The organism is Natronomonas sp. (genome assembly GCF_046483325.1).
Classification (GTDB): Archaea; Halobacteriota; Halobacteria; order Halobacteriales; family Haloarculaceae; genus Natronomonas.
In genome coordinates, this window is the sequence record NZ_JAWODL010000043.1 from 1 (window position 1) to 18,178 (window position 18,178).

Sequence of the window (18,178 nt, forward strand, 5' to 3'; positions counted from 1 at the left end):
CGATAAAATCGCTCAAAAAGACGGGGGAGATTTTCAGCCGGAATGCCGCAACCGTAATCTTTGACTGATATGGCTACCTCCAAATCGACTGGATGAGCGCGAACCTCGATCATACTGCCATCATCACTGTACTTGATAGCGTTGTCGATCAAGTTGAGGATAGCCTGTTCTATCAAGGGGACATTGACAGATGCCGTGACATTCTCAGCGCAGTCCATTTTCAGATCAATGTGTTTCGCTTCGGCATGAGGCTCGCAGAGCTGCATCACGTTGGAAAGGACTTCTTTGATCACAGTTCGTTCGAGAGGAAGTTCCTCCTTATCAGATTCCTGCTCAATGCGTGACAGGCTCAACAGATCCTCTACGATAGCCTGAAGACGGTCGGCATGTCGTGCAATGATTCGAAGGAATCTTTCGGCCTCTTCGCGTTTGAACGCTCCTTCGAGCAGCGTCTCCACAAAGCCTTTAATCGAAGTAATGGGTGTTTTTAGTTCGTGGGAGACGTTGGCCACAAAATCACGACGCACATTTTCCAGCCTTCGCAGATAGGTCACATCATTGAGCACCACGAGAGCGCCGAGCGAGCGTCCCGAGGGATTCTTCAGAACCGATCCCCGAACGTGGAGAAAATGGGGTTGTTCACTATGAATGACAATTTGCTCCTCGACGGGCTCATGAGACTGAAGAGTTCTGGTGATGAATTCCTCAAGATCCGTGTTCCGCACGATCTCCTGGATGCTTCGGCCGCGAACGTCATTGGGAGAAACACCGAAGAGATCTCCGGCTGCCTTATTCATGTTGATCACTCGTTCCTCTTCATCCACAGCAACAACACCTTCCACCATGCTTGTGAGGACAGCGCGTTCTTCGTCCCGCCTGCGGTCCATGGTGCCAATCCGCCGTTCGAGTTCTTCGGCCATCTGGTTCATCGCCTCGGCAAGTCCTCCAATCTCTTCCGAATCGGAAACCGGCATTCTCACATTGAAGTCACCTCGCGCAAAGCGCTGGGCAACACGTTTCATCTCCTCCAGAGGTCGGCTTATTCTCCATGACAGAAGGAGCGTCGTTATTGCCGCAAATACGATAACGACAAGGCCTCCCATGGCGATTTTGAATCGAGCGTCTGCCAATGCGTCATCAATGGCCTCCACCGGTAAGGAGGTCCTCAGTACCCCATGCATTCGGTCTTCTGCATCCATGAGGGGAATGGCCACATACATGGTCTGTCGTTGGAGGGTCTGACTTTTCCGGATATCCACCCCAATCTCGCCATCCATGGCTCGAAGAAACTCAGGCCGCTGGGAATGGCTCTTCATGGTGGCGATCTCTTCCTCGCTCTCACCGATTACCTGGCCGTCAGGAAGAATGACTGTGATTCTGGTATTTGATTTCCGGGCCAGAGAATCGACCAGACTGTCAATGGCCGCAAGTTCCCCTTTGCGGAGAACTTGAAATACAGGACCCTCAATGAGGTGAACTCTCGATTTCAGGTCAGACTCGGTTGCGCTGTAGAAAAAATCTTTCAGTGATCGTGAGCCGTACCACCCGGCGATGATCAGGGAGAGGACAGTAACTATGAGATAAGACCGGTACAGGCGCCATAACAGCCGTTTTCGCGGCATTTGTTACTCCTTGAAGCGGTATCCAACTCCCCGAACCGTCTCGATCAAATCTTCTGCGCCCTTAAGTTTCTTGCGCAGTCCCACAACCTGGACATCGACGGAACGATCCGTCACCGGATAGTCATCGCCATGAACAGAATCCACTATCTGTTTTCTGGTAAAGACCCATCCGGGACGGCGGGCCAGGAGATGGAGTATCTTGAATTCGGTTGATGTGAGATCAATTTTCCGGCTACCGACTTGGACTTCATGTCTCCCGGGATGAATCAGAACATCATGAATCTCGAGAATCGAGTCCTCGCTCACTTCCTCTTTTGCCTTCCGACGCAGTACCGTCTTTACTCGCGCCAGGAGAATTCGCGGACTGAAAGGTTTCGTGATGTAGTCGTCGGCGCCCAGCTCCAGACCGGTTACTATATCGGCTTCCTCTCCTTTCGCCGTCAACATGATGATGGGGATATGCTCCGTCTTCGGATCCTTTCTGATCAGCTTACATACCTCGAATCCGTCAAGTCCCGGGAGCATAAGGTCAAGGATGATAAGATCAGGTGAAGAGATCTTGAATTTCTTGAGGGCCGCTTCCCCCGACGTAACGCCTTCTGTGTTGTATCCCTCCCTGGACAGGTTGTATTCAACCAGTTCCAGAATGTCCTCTTCATCCTCAACGACGAGAATCCTTTTCCCCGGTCTGCCGATCATAAATACCTCCACTCGTGGGAATCACGACCGATAGTACCACCGAAAAACATGTGCCGACAAGACAATCTGAAGTCCTCACCAACTTCTAACATACTGAGAATTCTCATATTATATCAAAGTCAGTTTTGTGTGAGCATTGGATGAGTACCCGTCTCACCTGATCATTTCATGATATGTCACGAAGGGGAGGGAAGAACCGGGAACGGCTATTCTGTGTAATCCACCGTCCCATGTTCATTGACTTTATATCCCCAGGTCTCGATCAGAGACTCGCCGGGGAGGAATTCATCGTTGGTCCGGTGAAGAAGAGTGTGAAGTTCGGCATCAAGTTCATCCTGCAACGACCTGCTGGTATCTCTGTTGACGAGATTCTCCATCTGCCATGGATCGTTTTTGCTATCAAAGAGAAGCCAGGGACCGTGGAGATCCCGGACATACGTATACCGGGCGGTGCGCACACCCCGGTATTCCCGTCCACCGTTGCTCCGGGATACCTGACCGAACGGCGAGGGACACATGATGAGTGCCGCTTTCTGTTCCGGGACTCGATGCCGGGTGAGAAAGCCGGACAGATCCTCTCCCTCACAGGACTCGGGAATATCAATTCCTGCGAGAGCAAGGAGAGTGGGCATGATGTCAGGCGTATTGATCGGATGATCGGTCCGGAAGGGCTTGAGGTTTCCGGGATAGCGAACCAGAAAAGGCACGATGATCGATTCGTCGTACGGGTGCTGCTTTTTCAGGAGTCCGTGGGATCGGAGCATATCGCCGTGGTCGGACGTGAAAACAAATATCGTGTCGTCGGCGAGGTTCTCCTGTTTCAGTGTTTCAAGCAGGTTCCCGATGCACCGGTCCAGTGCGGTGATATGGGCATAGTAGCCGGCAAGTTCTTGGCGTGCGCACTCGACCTCACCATCGGGCACGTTCTGGCGCAGAACAATCTTCCGTGGATCGTACTTCTTTCGGTATTCTTCAGGAGCTGTCCCATAGGGAGCATGAGGAGGTCCCCAGGACAGCACGAGCAGGAATGGATTTCCGGGGTCATGACTCCTGATATACCGTTCTGCATGCCGTGTCTGAGCCAACGCATCATAGCCCTCCCAGAAGAAGCGTTCGGGTGAGTCACCGTAATACGATGAATGATTGTAGTCGTGGGTGCATTCGAGAGCTCTCCAGTAGTCGAATCCCTGACGTTCTTCCCTGGGAATAAACCTGGAGCGCCCCCGGCCTCATCCGTTTCGGGCTCCGGTTCGGGGGTTGGCTCCGGCTCTGGCTCTGGCTCCGGTTCGGGCTCAGGAGGAGCGGGCAGATCGGGACGCGGCAATCTCACCGCCGTGACGGCGTAGATCCCGACCTCACCGTTGGCTCGCGCCTCGGCGTCCTCGCCGAGGAGCAACTGTGAGGAGCCGACGAAGCCGACGTGATCGACCTCGCCGTCGACGTAGACGAAGAAATAATCGCCGCTGAGAACGTTCTCTGAGAGTTCGACGTATCCGGTGAATCCACCGTCCGACAGCGTTTCGTCTACGGCTGCGAGGGGAGTGTCATCGGTGAAATACTTCCCGCGAACGTCGCCGTCGAGGGCCAACATCGCCGCGAGCGTCGCGACGGTCGCGTTCGGAGCCTCGTGGCGCTGACCCGCGCCCCCGTCGAAGGCGTCGAGATCACCGGGACGGGGCTCGATATCGAGGTCTGAGACGACCGCGAGTGGCTCCCCCTCGCTGAGGAAGAGCCACGTCCCGCGGGATTCGATCGCGCCGCTGAATCCCCGTGAGGTCAGTTCGTCGAGTCCCGCGAACCCACCGTCGAACGGCGCGGCGTCCCAGTCGTCGACAACGGAGTGGGCGTCCATACGCACGGAAAGCCACAGGACGGACATATAGCTACCGACCGATTGGGGACGCCGAGCCGTCGCGCTTACATCCCCATGTCGGCGGCGGCCTCGGGGATCGGGAGTACCGTGGGGTCGACCCCGAGCAGTTCAGCGGCGTGATCGAGCGCCATATCGAAGCCGTAGTAGCGTTCGAGTTCGTCTCCCTCGGCTCGGTCGCGCACCTTCAACATCGCGTAGCCCTCGATGTTCTGTGCGATGGCGGCGGTGCTCCCGTCGCGTTCGAACTCCAGCAGTCGTTCTCCGTTCCGTTCCTCGTAGCTGGCGGATATTCCATCCGATTCGGCCGTCGACATGATCGCCGGTAAGGGGCGGTCGGTTGCTAAACTACCGATCTCGATCGTAGATCCGGTGGCTCTTTCGCGTCGCCACACCGAACGCGAGTATGGAGTGGCTCACGAGCGGCCTCCGACGTGACGTATGCGTTCTGCTGTACAGTGAGGAACGACGCGCACAGGCGCTGAAATCCGCGATGGAGTCGCACTACGATCGGCGGCTCAAACCGGATCGGTTCTACGGGGCCCTCGACGCGCTCGAATCGAAGGGGTTCGTTCGAAAGCGCGTCGACGGGCTCGAGGACGTCTACTCGCTGACCGACGCGGGTCGAGAGCGCGTCGAGGCGCAGTTCGAGTGGATGCGAGCGAAGATTACGGAGATATAAAGAGAGGAGGTGACGATCCCCGCCGGGCAGCCGAACGATCAGCCGAACAGTTCGTTCGCGATCGTGTTCCGTAACACTTCGCTCGTTCCCTCGTAGATCTCGTTGAGTTTGGCGTCGCGGTAGAACCGTTCGGCCGGAAAGTCCTTGGTGTAGCCGTAGCCGCCGTGGATCTGGATCCCCTCGTTTGCGACCTCGCTGGAGACCTCCGAGGCGTAGAGTTTCGCCTGTGCGGCCTCCTTGACGAAGTTCTCGCCGCGCATCTTCTTGTCCGCGGCCGAGTGCATGAGCAGCCGCGCCGCGCGCGTCTTCGTGTCCATGTCGGCGATCTTGTGCTGGATCGCCTGGAACTCGCTGATCGGATTGCCGAACTGCTCGCGCTGTTGGGCGTAGTCGGTCGCCTCGTCGAGGGCGGCCTGGGCGATCCCGACCGAGCGGGCGGCGATGGTGATCCGGCCACCGTTGAGCGTCTTCAGCGCCTGCACGAAGCCGCGACCCTCCTCGCCGATGCGCCGCGACTCGTGGACGCGGACGTTGTCGAATCGGAGTTCCGCGGTCGGACAGCCCTTGTCGCCGAGCTTGTCCTCGGTCCCCTCGACCACGAAGCCGTCGTCCTCCTCGGGGCGGACGACGAACGACGAGATCCCCTTGTTGCCGGCGTCGGGATCGGTCTTCGCGAAGACGGTCACGGTGTCGGCGACGGACCCGTTAGAGATCCAGAGCTTGCCGCCGTTGATGACGTACTCGTCGCCGTCCTTTTCGGCCGTCGTTCCCATCGCCGGGACGTCGCTTCCCGCACCCGCTTCCGAAAGCGCGAACGCGCCGATGTCCGTCCCCTCGGCCACCGGCGTGAGGTACTCTTCCTTTTGCTCCTCGTTGCCGAACTGGTAAAGCATGTTTCCGGCGAGCGAGATGTGCGCGGCGACGATCGTCCCGAGTCCACCCGATCCCCGTGCGATCTCCTCGAGGGCGGCCGGGTAGGCGTGGTAGTCGAGTCCTGCCCCGCCGTACTCCTCCGGGAACGGCATCCCCATCAGGCCGAGTTCGCCGAGTTCGTCGACGATGTCGGCCGGGAACTCGTCGGTCTTGTCGATCTCGGCCGCGCGCGGGACGATTTCCTCGTCGACGAACTCGGCGACCATCTCGGTAATCTGCTTTTGCTCGCTCGTAAAGGTGAAGTCCATGCGTGTGATTGCGGCTGTCGTCACTTTACGTTTCCTTTCCGCTCGGGATAGATCCGGAGACGGGGGCGAACGAGGCAGCGCGACCGTTCGATCCGGAGCCAAATGTTCATACGGGTGCACCACGTAGCCACCCCTATGAGCACAGAAACCGCCGACGGCGAAGACGAACTCCGCGAGCGAATCAGCAACTTCCTCCGCCGGAACTTCCCGCAGATCCAGATGCACGGTGGCAGCGCAGCGATCCGAAACCTCGACCGCGAGAAGGGCGAAGTGACGGTCATGCTGGGCGGCGCTTGCTCCGGCTGCGGCATCTCCCCGATGACAATCCAGGCGATAAAGAGCCGAATGACCCAAGAGATCCCCGAGATCGACACCGTCCACGCCGACACCGGCATGGGCGGCGGCAGCGAGGGCATGACCGACGGACAGGTATCGCCGTCGTTCCCCGGCGAAGGCGGCAGCGACGATGACGACGAAGGCCCGCAGGCCCCCTTCTGATACAGGACTGTTTACCGAAGGACCGGCCATCGGCGGTGACGGCTCGTCGATGATCGCTCCGGAACGACACCGGTCCGTACGAGTGGGCCAACTCGGGATCGCCCTTTTTCGACGACCACGCCCCAGTGAACTCCGATTGCGAACCGACCACGGATCGGTCGTGCCGAGCGATATCCGTATACCAGTCAATAAAATTTTACTAGAATAATAAAAAGACCATCATTAATGTATTGCTGGTCGTATTGATCCGAGAGAATACTTGAGGCGGTGTATTAAGCGCACGCGCACCCATAATTCGTTTTAACTCAGATTTTTGCGTTATAAATCAATAATTTAGATAAATACGCGCTTTGCTGATATAATTTCAATACACGAGGGGAAACTTGCGGAAGGGTATCGCAAGACTAGGTGTACTTATATATAAAATCGTGTGGCCGTCTAATATGCAAATTTATTTATATAAAAGACTGAATTTATTTGAAATATACCGACTACCGCTACCGCCATCCGAGACGATGTTCCGACGGAGCACGGTGTTCGACATCATCCGAATAAAACCCGTATAATGTGAGATAACGGAATTATGTTTGTTATATCGTGATGATACCGCCAGGTGGCGGCGCAGTCTACGAAGGGTGTCGGAAAAACCGTACGCGAGCGACTCGAGGGAGAACACATAGAGGCGTTCCCGCCGGTCTCGTCTGTGGTCCGATCGGGCGGTTACGAGCGGAGGCGGCGTTCGAACGGGCCAAAAACGCTCTGTTGCAGGCGGGGGACGTTATCGGGGTCGATGTCGGCTACTCGGAACTGTAGTCGACCCCCGAAAAGTGTTAAGTCGAAATCGACCATCGACCCGGTATGGAGTTCGGCCTGAATCGGATACAGCGTATGTACCGCGATCAGTTACGGGCGTACGTCCGTGACAACGTCCTCGGCGAGAACGCGGCGTGGGACGACGACGATAATTTCCCGAGCGACGTCTGGGCCGACCTCTGTGAGTTGGGCGTCGTCGGGATGTCGATCCCCGATGAGTTCGGGGGCGAGGGCCTCGATCCGATCACGGCGGGCGTCGTTTATGAGGAACTGGGTCGCGGAGACGTGGGGTTCGCCACGCTCGTGTTGGCCGAGAATCTCGTCAATCACCTCCTCGCGGAGTACGGACGCGAGCGACACCGGGAGATGGCAACGCTGAATGCGAACGGCGACGTCCACCTCGCGTTCGCGCTGACCGAACCCGATCACGGTTCGGACGCGCAGGCCATCGAGACGACGGCCGAACAAGACGGGGACGGCTGGGTTCTCACGGGCGAGAAGGCGGCGATTACCGGGGCGACGACTGCCGATCACGTTCTCACCTACGCGCGGGAGACCGAGTCCGACGGAATCCGCGCGTTCGTGGTGCCGACCGACGCCGACGCCGTCGAGTGTAACCCGTATCCCGCCCTTGGCTGTGCGGTGAGCGGGTGGGGACGGATCCACCTCGACGGTGTCCGCGTCGACGATACTGCATTGATCTCCGAGGACGACGGGTTCAAGATGGCGATGCAGACGTTCGACAGATCACGCGCGTGGATCGGTCTCTACTGTCTCGGGGCCGCGCGGCAAACCTTAGAGGAGACCCAGCAGTATCTCACAGAGCGCGAAGCCTTCGGGAAACCCCTCGCGGGCTACGAGGGGCCGCAGTTCCAGCTGGCCGAACTCGAAACGCATCTCGATTCGGCGCGTTTGAAAGCCTACGAGGCACTGTGGCGGGCTCGCGAAGGGAAACCCCACACGAAGGACGCCGCGATGGTCAAGTGGTACGCGCCACACGTCTCCACGCGGACGATCCACGAATGTCTCGTGTTGCACGGTCACTACGGGTATTCGAAGGATTTCGGCATCGAAAAGCGGCTGCGCGATACGATCGGCCTGGAGATCGGCGACGGGACGCCACACGTACAGAAGTTGATCGTGGCCCGCGAAACGTTCGGAGCGGAGTACCTCCCGTACTGACGGGATGACGGTTGGAGCCGGTTCGGGCGCGACGACAACGAACAAACGGAAGGCCACACTGCGGATAGAATGGGTGACTGAACGGACCCTCGGTTTCAATCGCGATACTGATACCGCTGTTTCTTCCCGGTCGCCGTCCGTTCGAGTTCGTCGACGAAGTGGTACCGTCGCGGTCGCTTGTAATCGGCCAGCGCCTCGTGGTCCGTACAGTACGCGTCGAGTTCCTCGGCCGACGCGTCCGGGGCGACGACGTAGGCCGTGACGAGTTGTCCCCACTCCTCGTCGTCCTCGCCGACGACGACGGCCCCCTCGACGGCCGGATACTCCTCTAAAACCTCTTCGACTTCGATCGGGGAGACCAGTTCTCCCCCGCTGAGGATCATGTCGTCGGCGCGGCCGGTGATCGTGAGGTAGCCGTCCCCATCGACGACGCCGAGGTCGCTGGTATAGTACCAGCCATCCTGAATCGAGTCTTTGGTCTTCGCCTCGCTGCCGAAATAATAATCCGTCACGGAGGCCCCCGAGACGATGATCTCACCCTCTTCCCCGTGGGGAACCGTGGCGTCCGGGTCCGCGGACCCGTCCAGACGGTGCTCGATGAGTCGCATCTCCGTGTCGTGGGTCGGCTGTCCCGCCGTGCCCGCTTTTTCGGGGAGGTCCTCGGGTCTGAGGACGCTGTCGAGCAGCGTCTCGGTCGTCCCGTAGCCGTTGAACACGTTCGGCGTGATGACGTCGAGGAGCGTCTCCGCGAGCCGTTTCGACAGCGGCGATCCCATGCACATGAGACACTCGAGGCTCGACAGATCGCGCTCGTCGATGTCGTCCAACTCCGCCATTCGCTGGGCGACGGTCGGAACCCCGACGATGTGGGTTATCCCTTTTTCGTCTACGAGATCCGCGACGGATTCGGGTTCCCAATCTTCCGTCACGGTGAGCGTGCCACCCGCTTCGATCGTCGGGTGGACGGTCAAGTCGACTCCGCCGGCGTGGAACCACGGGGAAACCTGCAGGGCGACGCTGTTTTTCGACAGGCCGAGACACCGCGACCCCTCTTGTGCCCGGTTCGACGCCGTTTCGGTGGTGAACGTCACGCCCTTCGGTGCGCCCGTGGTTCCGCTCGTGTAGAGGATGTAGGCCGGATCGTCGGCGCGAACTGGGACCTTCGGCGGTGCCTCATTCGCACCCGCCGACGCGAAGATATCGAACCCCTCGTCCGCACCCGGGCACGCGCCAACGCCGATACGGTGGGCCGGAACGTCCACGCGTTCCAGCGACGCTTCGACGTCCTCGGCGACGGCTTCGTCGTAGACGGCCGCCTTCGGCGCGACGTCGTCGAAGATGTACGCGAAGTTGTCGCGCGCGAGCATAAAGTTGATCGGGACGGGAACGGCGCCGATCTTGTAGCACGCGTACAGCGTTATCGGGAATTCGGCCGTATTGAACAGAACCATGGCGACGCGGTCGCCCTTTCGGATTCCGCGCTCGGCCAACGCGTTCGCTACCCGATTGACACGGGTGTCGAACTCCCCATAGGAGTACGATTCGCCGGCGTCGATGACTTCGAGTGCGGTCTCGTGACCACGCCACGTCGCATTCCGCTCGAGGTACGTTCTGTGGGAAATCACGGGTGTGAATAGCTATCAATGCCACATAAATATACCTGACAGACGATCACACGGGAAGCGGTAGGGCAGTGCTCGCCGAGCGTCCGAGACGCCAGTTCGACACGGTGTTTACAACAACCGATCGGCGATGATGTCCTTTTGGATCTCGCTCGTTCCCTCGTAGATCTTCGTGATCCGAGCGTCGCGGTAGTAGCGTTCGACGGGGTGGTCCGAGACGTAGCCCGCGCCGCCGTGGACCTGAATCGCCTCGTCGGTCACGCCGACGGCGTGCTCGGAGGCGAACAGTTTCGCCATGCTCGCGAACTTCGCGGCCACCTGATCGTCGCCGTTCTCGACGGTCGAGGCGGCCCGGTAGGTCAACGCGCGAGCGGCCTCGATGTCCGTCGCCATTTCGGCGAGCTTGTGCCGGATCGCCTGGAACTCGCCGATCGGCTGGTCGAACTGCTCGCGCTGTTGGGCGTACTCGAGCGATGCGTCGAAGGCGGCTTGGGCGGCACCGACGGCCTGGGCGGCAACGCGAGTCCGGCCGTGCGCGAAGAAGTCCATCAGCTGGTAGAACCCCTGATCGACCTCGCCGATGACGTTCTCCTCGGAAACGCGCACGTCGTCGATGACCACTTCCGCGAGGTCCGACGCCCGAATGCCGAGTTTGTTGTCGATTTTCTCGGTACGGAAGCCATCGGTGTCCGTCGGAACGAGGAAGGCGGTAATTCCTTCGTGTCCTGCATCGGGCGTGGTTTTGGCCATCAAGACTCCCACGTCCGCGATGGTCCCGTTGGTGATCCACATCTTGTTGCCGTTGATGACGTACTCGTCGCCCGCTTTCTCCGCGCGGGTTTCCATCCCGGCGACGTTCGAGCCGTGTGCCGGCTCGGAGATCGCCGAGTACGAGGCAGCCTCGCCGTCAGCGATCCTCGGCAACCACGCCGATTTCATCCACTCGTCGCCGTACTCGACGATCATGTTCGTCCCGAAGCCGGCGCTGCCGACGGCGCTGCCGATCCCGGGATCGGCCCGCCACAACTCCTCGACGACGATGACCGACGAGAGCAGATCCATCCCCGCGCCGCCGTACTTCGCGGGGATGTGCGGCGCGACGAGATCGAACGTCGCCGCCTTCCGCCGGAGTTCCTCGGGATATCTCCCCGCCTGATCGTGCTCGCTGGCGACCGGTTCGATCTCGTTCGCGCCGAACTCGCGGACGGCCTGTCGGATCGCACGGTGTTCGTCCGATAGCTGAAACGCCATGCAAAGTGCTCGTACACGGCGTTTGAAATACGTTCCGGTGAACGGTGTGTCATCCGCGCGCATAAATGTCAAATATGTGTACTTCTTGTGGTAAGCTACTGATCGAACCGTCGATCCGACACAGGACACAGGGATCGAACCGCGACTCGCAGATCATCCGATATATCCGAACGCTTTTGTTCGAGCGAGGCCCACAGAGTCCATGGAACGGACGTCCCCCCCGCTTCGGACGGTGGCGCGCGCCTTCGAGGTGATCGAACTGCTCTGGGAGTTGAATGGGGCGACGCTCGCCGAAGTCACCCGCCGGATGGATCTTCCCAAAAGCACCGTCCACGACTACCTCAGGACGCTAGAGATGGTCGGCTACATAACGCGGATCGGAGAGACGTACCAGTTGAGTTATCGGTTCTTGACGACCGGAGGCCGCCTTCGGAACCGGAGTCGGTTCTTCCAGACGGCCCGCCCCGTGGTTCGGCGATTGGCAGACGAGACCGGAGAGGTCGCGAGCATCGGAGTCGAGGAGGACGGTGAGTGCGTGATCCTTCACGCGATGCGCGGCGAAAAATCGCTGGAGTTGGGGATCTATCCGGGGCTTCGGGTTCCATTGCACGCACACGCGACCGGGAAGGTCTTGCTCGCGCATCTTCCGGAGGCATACGCCGAGGAGACGATATTCTCGGACGGGCTGGCGGCGGTCACCGACCACACGATCACGGACGTGAATCGAATGAAGCGGGAGCTGTCGGCGATTCGCGAACAGGGGTACGCGGCCGACTGGGACGAACAGATCCTCGGGATGGGCACGGTGTCAGTGCCGATCGTGATCGAGGATGACCTCGTCGGCTCGATCTCGGTCTCCGGGCCGACCGGCCGAGTCGAGGACGACGATTACCGTGCGGAGCTACTCAAGGGCGTCCGCGAGGCCGCGAACACGATAATGGTGGGCTACCAGTACGGCCACTGAATCCGTCCAGCGGTGGGGCGGCGACTGGGAGCTACAGCGGAACCCCCCCCGTCGATCCGGATAGTCTCCCCGGTGATGAACGACGCCTCCGGTGAGGCGAGGAAGACGACCGCGCCGGCGACTTCCCCACGTTCGGCGTACCGCGACAGCGGCGTCCCTTTTCCATCGCCTCCCGAATCTTCGGGGTTTCCAGTTCCGTTCGGTCCTGGCGGGTCATGACGTACCCGGGGGCGACGGTGTCCACGCGGATGTCGTGGCGGGCGTACTCGACGGCGAGGGACTCCCCGAGCGTTCCGACCGCCGCCTTGCTCGCGGCGTACGGGCCGAGACCGGGCATCACCGTGTCCTCCGAGATCGATCCCACCTTCACGATCGATCGATTCTCGCCCGTCAGATACGTCGGTGCGAGGCGGACGGCGTTGAACACGCCGGTCAGGTTGACACCGAGGATCGTTGCCCACTCGTCGTCCCCGACGTCCAACACCGGCTTGGCGTTGGGGACGTATCCCGCGCAGTTCACCAGCGTATCGACGTCGCCGTACGTCTCTGAGATCGCCTCGAAGAGCGATTCGAGTTGGTCCGAGTCGGTGACGTCGGTGGATCGTACCACGTCACAGTCGACCACTTTCGCTGCCCCGCGGACGCTCGCTTCGGTTCGGCTCGTCGGCACGACCCTCGCGCCCGCCGCGTGCAGTTCCCCGGAGATCGTTCGGCCGATCCCGATCGTTCCGCCGATGACCACGGCGGTTTGGTCGTCGAGACGTGCTCGCTGTTCACGGGTGACACCGGAGGCATATGACCGTTGGGTACGGTCCGAGACAGAGAGCGGAGCTGACGGCGGAGCCGAAGCTTTATTATCGGCTGTGGGAAAGCCTCGTGTGATGCGTGAACAGATAGATTTTACCGGGGATTCCGTTATCGTCACCGGGTCGGCATCGGGTATCGGGCAGGGCGTCGCCGAGGAGTTCGCGGCGGAGGGAGCGAACGTCGTCATCGCCGACATCGACGAGGATCGCGGCCCGTCGGTCGCCGAGGAGATCGCCGACGAACGCGGCGTCGACGCGGAGTTCATTTACACGGACGTGAGCGATCACGACTCCTGCGGCGAGACGGTCTCCGACACCGTCGACGCGTTCGGGGGCCTCGATGTCCTCGTGAACGTCGCCGCCGGCGGACTCCAGAACGCGAAGGACCTGAACCAACCGTTCATCGAGGAGACGCCCGAGAACTGGGCGCCACACGTTCACGTGACACTCAAGGGCCCGATCAACATGACGCACAACGCCCTCCCGGTCATGAAAGAGCAGGGCGGGGGGGCGATCATCAACTTCGCCTCGGACTCCTATCAGGGTCAAGACCCCAACCTGACGATGTACGCGACCGCGAAGGCCGGCGTCGTCACCTTCACGAAATCACTGGCGAAGGAGGTCGGCGAGTTCGACGTTCGCGTCAACTGCATCTCCCCGAGCACGACGTGGACGCCGTCGACCCAGGAGTGGCTCGACGAGTACGGCGACAAGGTCGCCGAGAACTACCCCCTCGGACGGCTCGGATACCCCGAGGACCACGCCAACGCCGCGGTCTTTCTCGCGAGCGACGCCTCCGATTGGATCACGGGACAGGTGCTCAGCGTGAACGGCGGCTTCATCTGAAAAGCCTTCGACGGAGATTTATTTCGGCCAGTTCGGCTCGCGTCCCTCGAGTTGGGCATCGACGCCCTCAGGGTGGTCCGGATCCTCCCGGACGCGCTCGACGGCGATCCGCTCGATGTGGTCGCGGCCGCTGCTCGGCGACATCTCGAGGCTCGCGTAGATCGACTCCTTCAGCTGCTTCATGATCCGCGGCGGTTTCGATGTTAACGTCTCGAGGACCGTGTCGACCTCCTCGTCGAGGTCGTCGGCCGGGACGGCTACCTCACGATCACCGGCCGCGCCGACGACATGATCCTCAGCGGCGGCGAGTTGGTCTCGCCCGTCGAGATCGAGGACGCCCTGGAGTCACACGACGGCATCGATGCGGCCATCGTCGTCGGCGTGCCCGACGAGGTAGTGGGGCGAGCGCGTGAAAGCGTTCGTCGTCGCCGACGACGGCGTGACCGAGGACGACCTCATCGAGTACTGCAACGGCTCGGGTGACCTCGCGAGCTACAAGCGCCCGCGACGCTGGGAGTTCACCGACGAGCTCGAACGGACGGCGACCGGGAAGAAACAACGGTTCAAATACCGACCGGACTGATTCGTGGGGATCGGTCCCGCGACTACTCCATGACGTTCTTCGCGATGACGTTCTTTTGGATCTCGCTCGTTCCCTCGTAGATCTCGAGTCCCTTGGCGTCGCGGAAGAACATCTCGACGGGGAACTCCTTCGTGTAGCCGTAGCCGCCGTGGATCTGGACGGCCTCGCTCGCGACGTCGTGGGCGGCCTCGGAGGCGTACAGCTTTGCCATCGACGCCTCGGTGTCGAACCGCTCGCCCTCCTCGCACAGTCGCGCGGCGTTGTAGACGAGGTGCTTCGAGTTCTCGATTTGGACGGCCATGTCGGCGATCTTGTGCTGAATTGCCTGGAACTCGCCGATCTTCTGCCCGAACTGTTCGCGTTCGGTGACGTATTGTTTCGAGGCGTTGTACGCGCCGACGGCGATACCGAGTCCGCGTGCGGCGACGGAGACGCGGTTCTCCTCGAGCATCTTCATCGTGTGATAAAAGCCCTCGTTCTCCTCGCCCAAGAGGTTCTCCTCCGGGACGCGACAGTCGTCAAGGACGACCTCGTGGGACTCGGAGGCGTCGAAGCCCATCATGTCGATGCCGGGTTCGACGGTGCAGCCGTCGGTGTGCTGCGTCTCGATCAAAAAGAGGCTGATCCCGCGGTGGCGCTCCGACGAGTCCGTCTTCGCGGTGACGACCATGAGATCGGATTTACCGGCGTTCGTCACCCACGTCTTGCTTCCGTTGAGGACGTACTCGTCGCCGTCTTTCTCGGCGGTCGTCTCGATACCGGCGAAGTCGGAGCCGTAATCGGGCTCCGAGAGGGCTATCGCGTCGATGTACTCGCCCGAGCAGAGTTGTGGGAGATATCGTTCCTTTTGCTCCTCGGTTCCGAACATCCGGAGATACCGCATCAGCCCCTCGTCCATCTTGATGCCCGCGGAGGGCCAGACGGCGGAGATCTCCTCCATCACGACGGCGTGGCTCAGCATGTCCATCCCGACGCCGCCGTACTCGATTGGCACCATGATCCCGCGGAGGCCGACCTCGGCCATGTCCTCGAGGAGGTCGTAGGGGAACTCGCCCTTGGCGTTGTACTCGTGGTAGATCGGTTTGAGCTCGTTTTCGGCGTACCCGCGCGCGGTTTTCCGCACGGCTTCGTACTCCTGGCTGACCGGAACTGTCATGTGCACAAAATAGCGGAGGGAAAGTAGTAGAGATACCGGTCGAACGGATCGGTCGATGGACCGTCGAAGCCCCTACTCGACGTGGAACTGGATCGCCACGCCCTGCCCGTAGCCGACACACATCGTCGAGAGGCCGAGGCCGCCGCCGCGCCGGCCGAGCTCGTGGATCAGCGTGACCGGAAGACGAGCACCCGACGCTCCGAGCGGGTGGCCGATCGCGATCGCGCCGCCGTTGACGTTGAACACGTCGTCATCGAAGCCCAACTCGCGCTGGCAGTACAGCGTCTGGCTCGCGAACGCCTCGTTGAGCTCGACCAGATCGTAGTCGTCGGCGTCGCAGCCGGTGCGTTCGTTGAGTTCGCACACCGCGGGCACGGGACCGATTCCCATGATCGTCGGATCGACGCCCGCGACGCTGTGGTCGCCGACGGTCGCCAGCACCTCCAGGCCGCGCGCGTCGGCGAACGCCCGCGAGGTGAGCATCACGGCTGCGGCCCCATCGGAGACCTGCGAGGCGTTGCCGGCGTGGACCGTCCCGCCATCCTCGAAGGCCGGCGGGAGTTTCGAGAGTTTTTCGGCTGTCGTGCCCGGGCGGAGCCCCTCGTCGCGCTCGACTCTCCCGGCGTCGGTCTCGATCGGGAGGATCTCGTCGCGGAACCGTCCCGATTCGGTCGCGTCGACGGCGCGCTGTTGGCTTCTGGCCCCGTACTCGTCTTGGGCCTCACGGGAGACATCGAACCTGCTGGCGACCTCCTCGGCAGTCGTCCCCATTGCGATGGCGTCGGGATCGTACCGCTCAGCGATGCCCGGAAACGACCCGATGCCGTAGTCGCGCTCGACGCGGGACATGTTCTCGACGCCGCCCGCGATGATGCACTCGCGTTGGCCGGCGACGATCGAGTCCCTGCCGGTGATGATCGCTTGCGCGGAGGAACCGCAGAGCCGATCGATCGTCGTCCCCGGGACGCGCTCGCCGAGTCCCGAGGTGAGTGCGATGACGCGCGCGATGTTGTTGGTCTGCTCTTTGACCTGCTTTGCGCAGCCCCAGACGACGTCGTCGACGTCGTCACCGGTGAGTCCGGTGTCTTGGAGCAGCCGATCAACGAGGGGAACCGAGAGCCGTTCGCTGTGGATGTCGGCGAAGACGCCCCCGTGTTTGCCCTGCGGCGTGCGAAGCGCTCCTACGATTACCCCTTCGTTGTGGCTCATGCCGTGGACTCGGCACGTCGAGGTATATCGTCTTTGGTTCACACAGCCACGAGTCGGTCGATCGGTGTGCAGGTTCGCTGGACGGCCGTTGCGGTCTGCAATCCGCATATACCGGACGGAAGCACGGGCAGCCGTGATCGGACATAACAAAAATAACTCTGTTATTAAAATCGGAGGACGGGACGATTAACCGAGATTCGCGGCCGGCGTTCCGTCCAGCTGCCCGCAGTGCGCCTCTCTCGATATCGTTTATCGTGGTAGATATCGTCCGAAATACGCGGACAGATGCGCGCAGTCGTCGCGGCGCGTCGGTGGGCGATCAGTTCACCTTGCTGAAGTCCCAAGCCGCGACGTTCTCCGGGTCGACCTCGACGACGACGCGGTCGACGCGCTCGTAGCGCTCTTGATCTTTGATTTCCCCCTCGAAGATCTCGCCCATGAGCGCGTCGTGGGTCATCGTTTCGTGTTCGTCCTCGTCGTAGATCGTCGCCCGTCCCTGTATCATCACGCCGCTGAGGGTCTCGTAGTCGTCGCCGGCGGTCCCCTCGTCGACGATGCAACAGACCTTATCGTCGTGACGGATGTTCGCGGTCTTTTTCGAGCGCTCGTCGGAGGGGAAGTAGATCCGCCCGTCGCGGTAGTGATACCCCACTGGGACGTTGTGCGGATAGCCGTCCGAGGAGTTCGTCGCCACGCGCAGCGTCTTGTTTCGTTCGAGAAACGCCTCCCGCTCCTCGTCGCTCATCCGAATCTTTGGATGCATGCCGCCACCGTACTGCGGCGTCTCTAATGTGTTTTTGGGTCGACGCCAAGAGTTACCTGTCCGCAAGGGGAAAAACAAACGTGAATAAGTACCATATAATAATGTAACTTATAAATATAGTGTTTTATTTAGAACATGAAAATATCTCGTTTGAATTTGTTATTAGTATTCTTAATTTGGTAAATATAGCAGTAATTAAAATTTATTTTGATGCTTAGTTAAATATTGTCTAATAATTTTATTCGTATATAATTTTAAATAATAAATCGTGTGGTCCGTCTGGCTCGGTCGAGTACCGACCGGAACGACGGGATGGTGGTCGCAACGATCGAGCCACGATCGGCGACCGAAGGCGAACCACATGCGGGCCGTCGTAGTAAACCAATACCGACGACCGCGACGTGAAAATCGCCGGCACACACCTCCGCTAA

At 60.4% G+C, this 18,178-nt stretch carries 17 protein-coding genes and 1 pseudogene; 6 read left to right on the forward strand and 12 right to left on the reverse strand.

The annotated features are described in order from the left end of the window. The 4 genes from R6U53_RS12960 to R6U53_RS12975 all read right to left on the reverse strand — a co-directional run. Positions 1-1,622: histidine kinase dimerization/phospho-acceptor domain-containing protein (locus tag R6U53_RS12960; protein ID WP_410322790.1), on the reverse strand; the 1,622-nt coding region annotated here is incomplete at its 3' end. A 3-nt stretch (positions 1,623-1,625) separates the two neighbouring features. Beyond that, positions 1,626-2,321: a response regulator gene (locus R6U53_RS12965; protein ID WP_410322791.1), complete on the reverse strand. Its 696-nt coding sequence runs from the start codon at positions 2,319-2,321 to the stop codon at positions 1,626-1,628. 206 nt (positions 2,322-2,527) lie between these two features. Continuing rightward, positions 2,528-3,529 (reverse strand): sulfatase-like hydrolase/transferase, encoded by a 1,002-nt coding sequence (locus R6U53_RS12970; RefSeq protein WP_410322898.1) that lies wholly within the window; start codon positions 3,527-3,529, stop codon positions 2,528-2,530. 709 nt (positions 3,530-4,238) lie between these two features. Then, positions 4,239-4,508, reverse strand: a complete 270-nt coding sequence (locus tag R6U53_RS12975) for a hypothetical protein (RefSeq protein WP_410322792.1) — start codon at positions 4,506-4,508, stop codon at positions 4,239-4,241. 89 nt (positions 4,509-4,597) lie between these two features. Between R6U53_RS12975 and R6U53_RS12980 the strand changes: the two genes are divergently transcribed. Beyond that, positions 4,598-4,873: a PadR family transcriptional regulator gene (locus tag R6U53_RS12980; RefSeq protein WP_410322793.1), complete on the forward strand. Its 276-nt coding sequence runs from the start codon at positions 4,598-4,600 to the stop codon at positions 4,871-4,873. A 38-nt stretch (positions 4,874-4,911) separates the two neighbouring features. On the opposite strand, the gene R6U53_RS12985 is transcribed toward R6U53_RS12980, so the two are convergent. Next, positions 4,912-6,054: an acyl-CoA dehydrogenase gene (locus R6U53_RS12985; protein WP_410322794.1), complete on the reverse strand. Its 1,143-nt coding sequence runs from the start codon at positions 6,052-6,054 to the stop codon at positions 4,912-4,914. Between the two features lie 135 nt (positions 6,055-6,189). Between R6U53_RS12985 and R6U53_RS12990 the strand changes: the two genes are divergently transcribed. Together R6U53_RS12990 and R6U53_RS12995 are read left to right on the forward strand one after the other, a co-directional pair. Then, positions 6,190-6,552, forward strand: coding sequence for a NifU family protein (locus tag R6U53_RS12990; protein WP_410322795.1), 363 nt, complete (start codon positions 6,190-6,192; stop codon positions 6,550-6,552). Positions 6,553-7,410: 858 nt separating this feature from the next. Then, positions 7,411-8,547: an acyl-CoA dehydrogenase family protein gene (locus R6U53_RS12995; protein ID WP_410322796.1), complete on the forward strand. Its 1,137-nt coding sequence runs from the start codon at positions 7,411-7,413 to the stop codon at positions 8,545-8,547. A 95-nt stretch (positions 8,548-8,642) separates the two neighbouring features. On the opposite strand, the gene R6U53_RS13000 is transcribed toward R6U53_RS12995, so the two are convergent. Both R6U53_RS13000 and R6U53_RS13005 read right to left on the reverse strand, forming a co-directional pair. Continuing rightward, positions 8,643-10,172, reverse strand: a complete 1,530-nt coding sequence (locus tag R6U53_RS13000; protein WP_410322797.1) for a class I adenylate-forming enzyme family protein — start codon at positions 10,170-10,172, stop codon at positions 8,643-8,645. Positions 10,173-10,280: 108 nt separating this feature from the next. Continuing rightward, a complete protein-coding gene (locus R6U53_RS13005; protein ID WP_410322798.1) occupies positions 10,281-11,420 on the reverse strand; it encodes an acyl-CoA dehydrogenase family protein in 1,140 nt (379 codons plus the stop codon). A gap of 202 nt (positions 11,421-11,622) precedes the next feature. On the opposite strand from R6U53_RS13005, the gene R6U53_RS13010 reads away from it, so the two are divergent. Next, positions 11,623-12,384: an IclR family transcriptional regulator gene (locus R6U53_RS13010; protein ID WP_410322799.1), complete on the forward strand. Its 762-nt coding sequence runs from the start codon at positions 11,623-11,625 to the stop codon at positions 12,382-12,384. Here R6U53_RS13010 and R6U53_RS13015 read toward each other — a convergent pair. Further along, positions 12,366-13,378: pseudogene (locus R6U53_RS13015) on the reverse strand (SDR family NAD(P)-dependent oxidoreductase). The gene R6U53_RS13010 and the pseudogene R6U53_RS13015 overlap by 19 nt on opposite strands. On the opposite strand from R6U53_RS13015, the gene R6U53_RS13020 reads away from it, so the two are divergent. Then, on the forward strand, positions 13,266-14,036 hold the full coding sequence (locus tag R6U53_RS13020; protein ID WP_410322800.1) for an SDR family NAD(P)-dependent oxidoreductase: 771 nt from the start codon (positions 13,266-13,268) through the stop codon (positions 14,034-14,036). The pseudogene R6U53_RS13015 and the gene R6U53_RS13020 overlap by 113 nt on opposite strands. Before the next feature lie 18 nt (positions 14,037-14,054). Here R6U53_RS13020 and R6U53_RS13025 read toward each other — a convergent pair whose 3' ends face one another. After that, positions 14,055-14,219 carry a hypothetical protein gene (locus R6U53_RS13025; RefSeq protein ID WP_410322801.1) on the reverse strand — a complete coding sequence of 55 codons (165 nt, stop codon included), beginning with the start codon at positions 14,217-14,219 and terminating at the stop codon, positions 14,055-14,057. Positions 14,220-14,445: 226 nt separating this feature from the next. On the opposite strand from R6U53_RS13025, the gene R6U53_RS13030 reads away from it, so the two are divergent. Then, positions 14,446-14,619 carry an AMP-binding enzyme gene (locus tag R6U53_RS13030; protein ID WP_410322802.1) on the forward strand — a complete coding sequence of 58 codons (174 nt, stop codon included), beginning with the start codon at positions 14,446-14,448 and terminating at the stop codon, positions 14,617-14,619. 22 nt (positions 14,620-14,641) lie between these two features. Here R6U53_RS13030 and R6U53_RS13035 read toward each other — a convergent pair whose 3' ends face one another. The 3 genes from R6U53_RS13035 to R6U53_RS13045 form a co-directional block, all read right to left on the reverse strand. Continuing rightward, the gene (locus tag R6U53_RS13035) at positions 14,642-15,775 is read right to left on the reverse strand and encodes an acyl-CoA dehydrogenase family protein (RefSeq protein ID WP_410322803.1); all 1,134 of its coding nucleotides are present in this window, start codon (positions 15,773-15,775) and stop codon (positions 14,642-14,644) included. A gap of 72 nt (positions 15,776-15,847) precedes the next feature. Further along, complete coding sequence (locus R6U53_RS13040) at positions 15,848-16,984, reverse strand: thiolase family protein (RefSeq protein ID WP_410322804.1); 1,137 nt, start codon at positions 16,982-16,984, stop codon at positions 15,848-15,850. 319 nt (positions 16,985-17,303) lie between these two features. Next, a complete protein-coding gene (locus tag R6U53_RS13045) occupies positions 17,304-17,747 on the reverse strand; it encodes a pyridoxamine 5'-phosphate oxidase family protein (RefSeq protein WP_410322805.1) in 444 nt (147 codons plus the stop codon). Positions 17,748-18,178 lie beyond the last annotated feature (431 nt).

Excerpts from the sequence above, each read along its gene's own strand:
- R6U53_RS12965 (WP_410322791.1), bottom strand. The coding sequence starts at position 2,321 with ATGATCGGCAGACCGGGGAAAAGGATTCTCGTCGTTGAGGATGAAGAG.
- R6U53_RS12975 (WP_410322792.1), bottom strand. The coding sequence starts at position 4,508 with ATGTCGACGGCCGAATCGGATGGAATATCCGCCAGCTACGAGGAACGG.
- R6U53_RS12980 (WP_410322793.1), top strand. The coding sequence starts at position 4,598 with ATGGAGTGGCTCACGAGCGGCCTCCGACGTGACGTATGCGTTCTGCTG.
- R6U53_RS12985 (WP_410322794.1), bottom strand. The coding sequence starts at position 6,054 with ATGGACTTCACCTTTACGAGCGAGCAAAAGCAGATTACCGAGATGGTC.
- R6U53_RS12990 (WP_410322795.1), top strand. The coding sequence starts at position 6,190 with ATGAGCACAGAAACCGCCGACGGCGAAGACGAACTCCGCGAGCGAATC.
- R6U53_RS12995 (WP_410322796.1), top strand. The coding sequence starts at position 7,411 with ATGGAGTTCGGCCTGAATCGGATACAGCGTATGTACCGCGATCAGTTA.
- R6U53_RS13005 (WP_410322798.1), bottom strand. The coding sequence starts at position 11,420 with ATGGCGTTTCAGCTATCGGACGAACACCGTGCGATCCGACAGGCCGTC.
- R6U53_RS13010 (WP_410322799.1), top strand. The coding sequence starts at position 11,623 with ATGGAACGGACGTCCCCCCCGCTTCGGACGGTGGCGCGCGCCTTCGAG.
- R6U53_RS13020 (WP_410322800.1), top strand. The coding sequence starts at position 13,266 with ATGCGTGAACAGATAGATTTTACCGGGGATTCCGTTATCGTCACCGGG.
- R6U53_RS13025 (WP_410322801.1), bottom strand. The coding sequence starts at position 14,219 with ATGAAGCAGCTGAAGGAGTCGATCTACGCGAGCCTCGAGATGTCGCCG.
- R6U53_RS13035 (WP_410322803.1), bottom strand. The coding sequence starts at position 15,775 with ATGACAGTTCCGGTCAGCCAGGAGTACGAAGCCGTGCGGAAAACCGCG.
- R6U53_RS13040 (WP_410322804.1), bottom strand. The coding sequence starts at position 16,984 with ATGAGCCACAACGAAGGGGTAATCGTAGGAGCGCTTCGCACGCCGCAG.
- R6U53_RS13045 (WP_410322805.1), bottom strand. The coding sequence starts at position 17,747 with ATGCATCCAAAGATTCGGATGAGCGACGAGGAGCGGGAGGCGTTTCTC.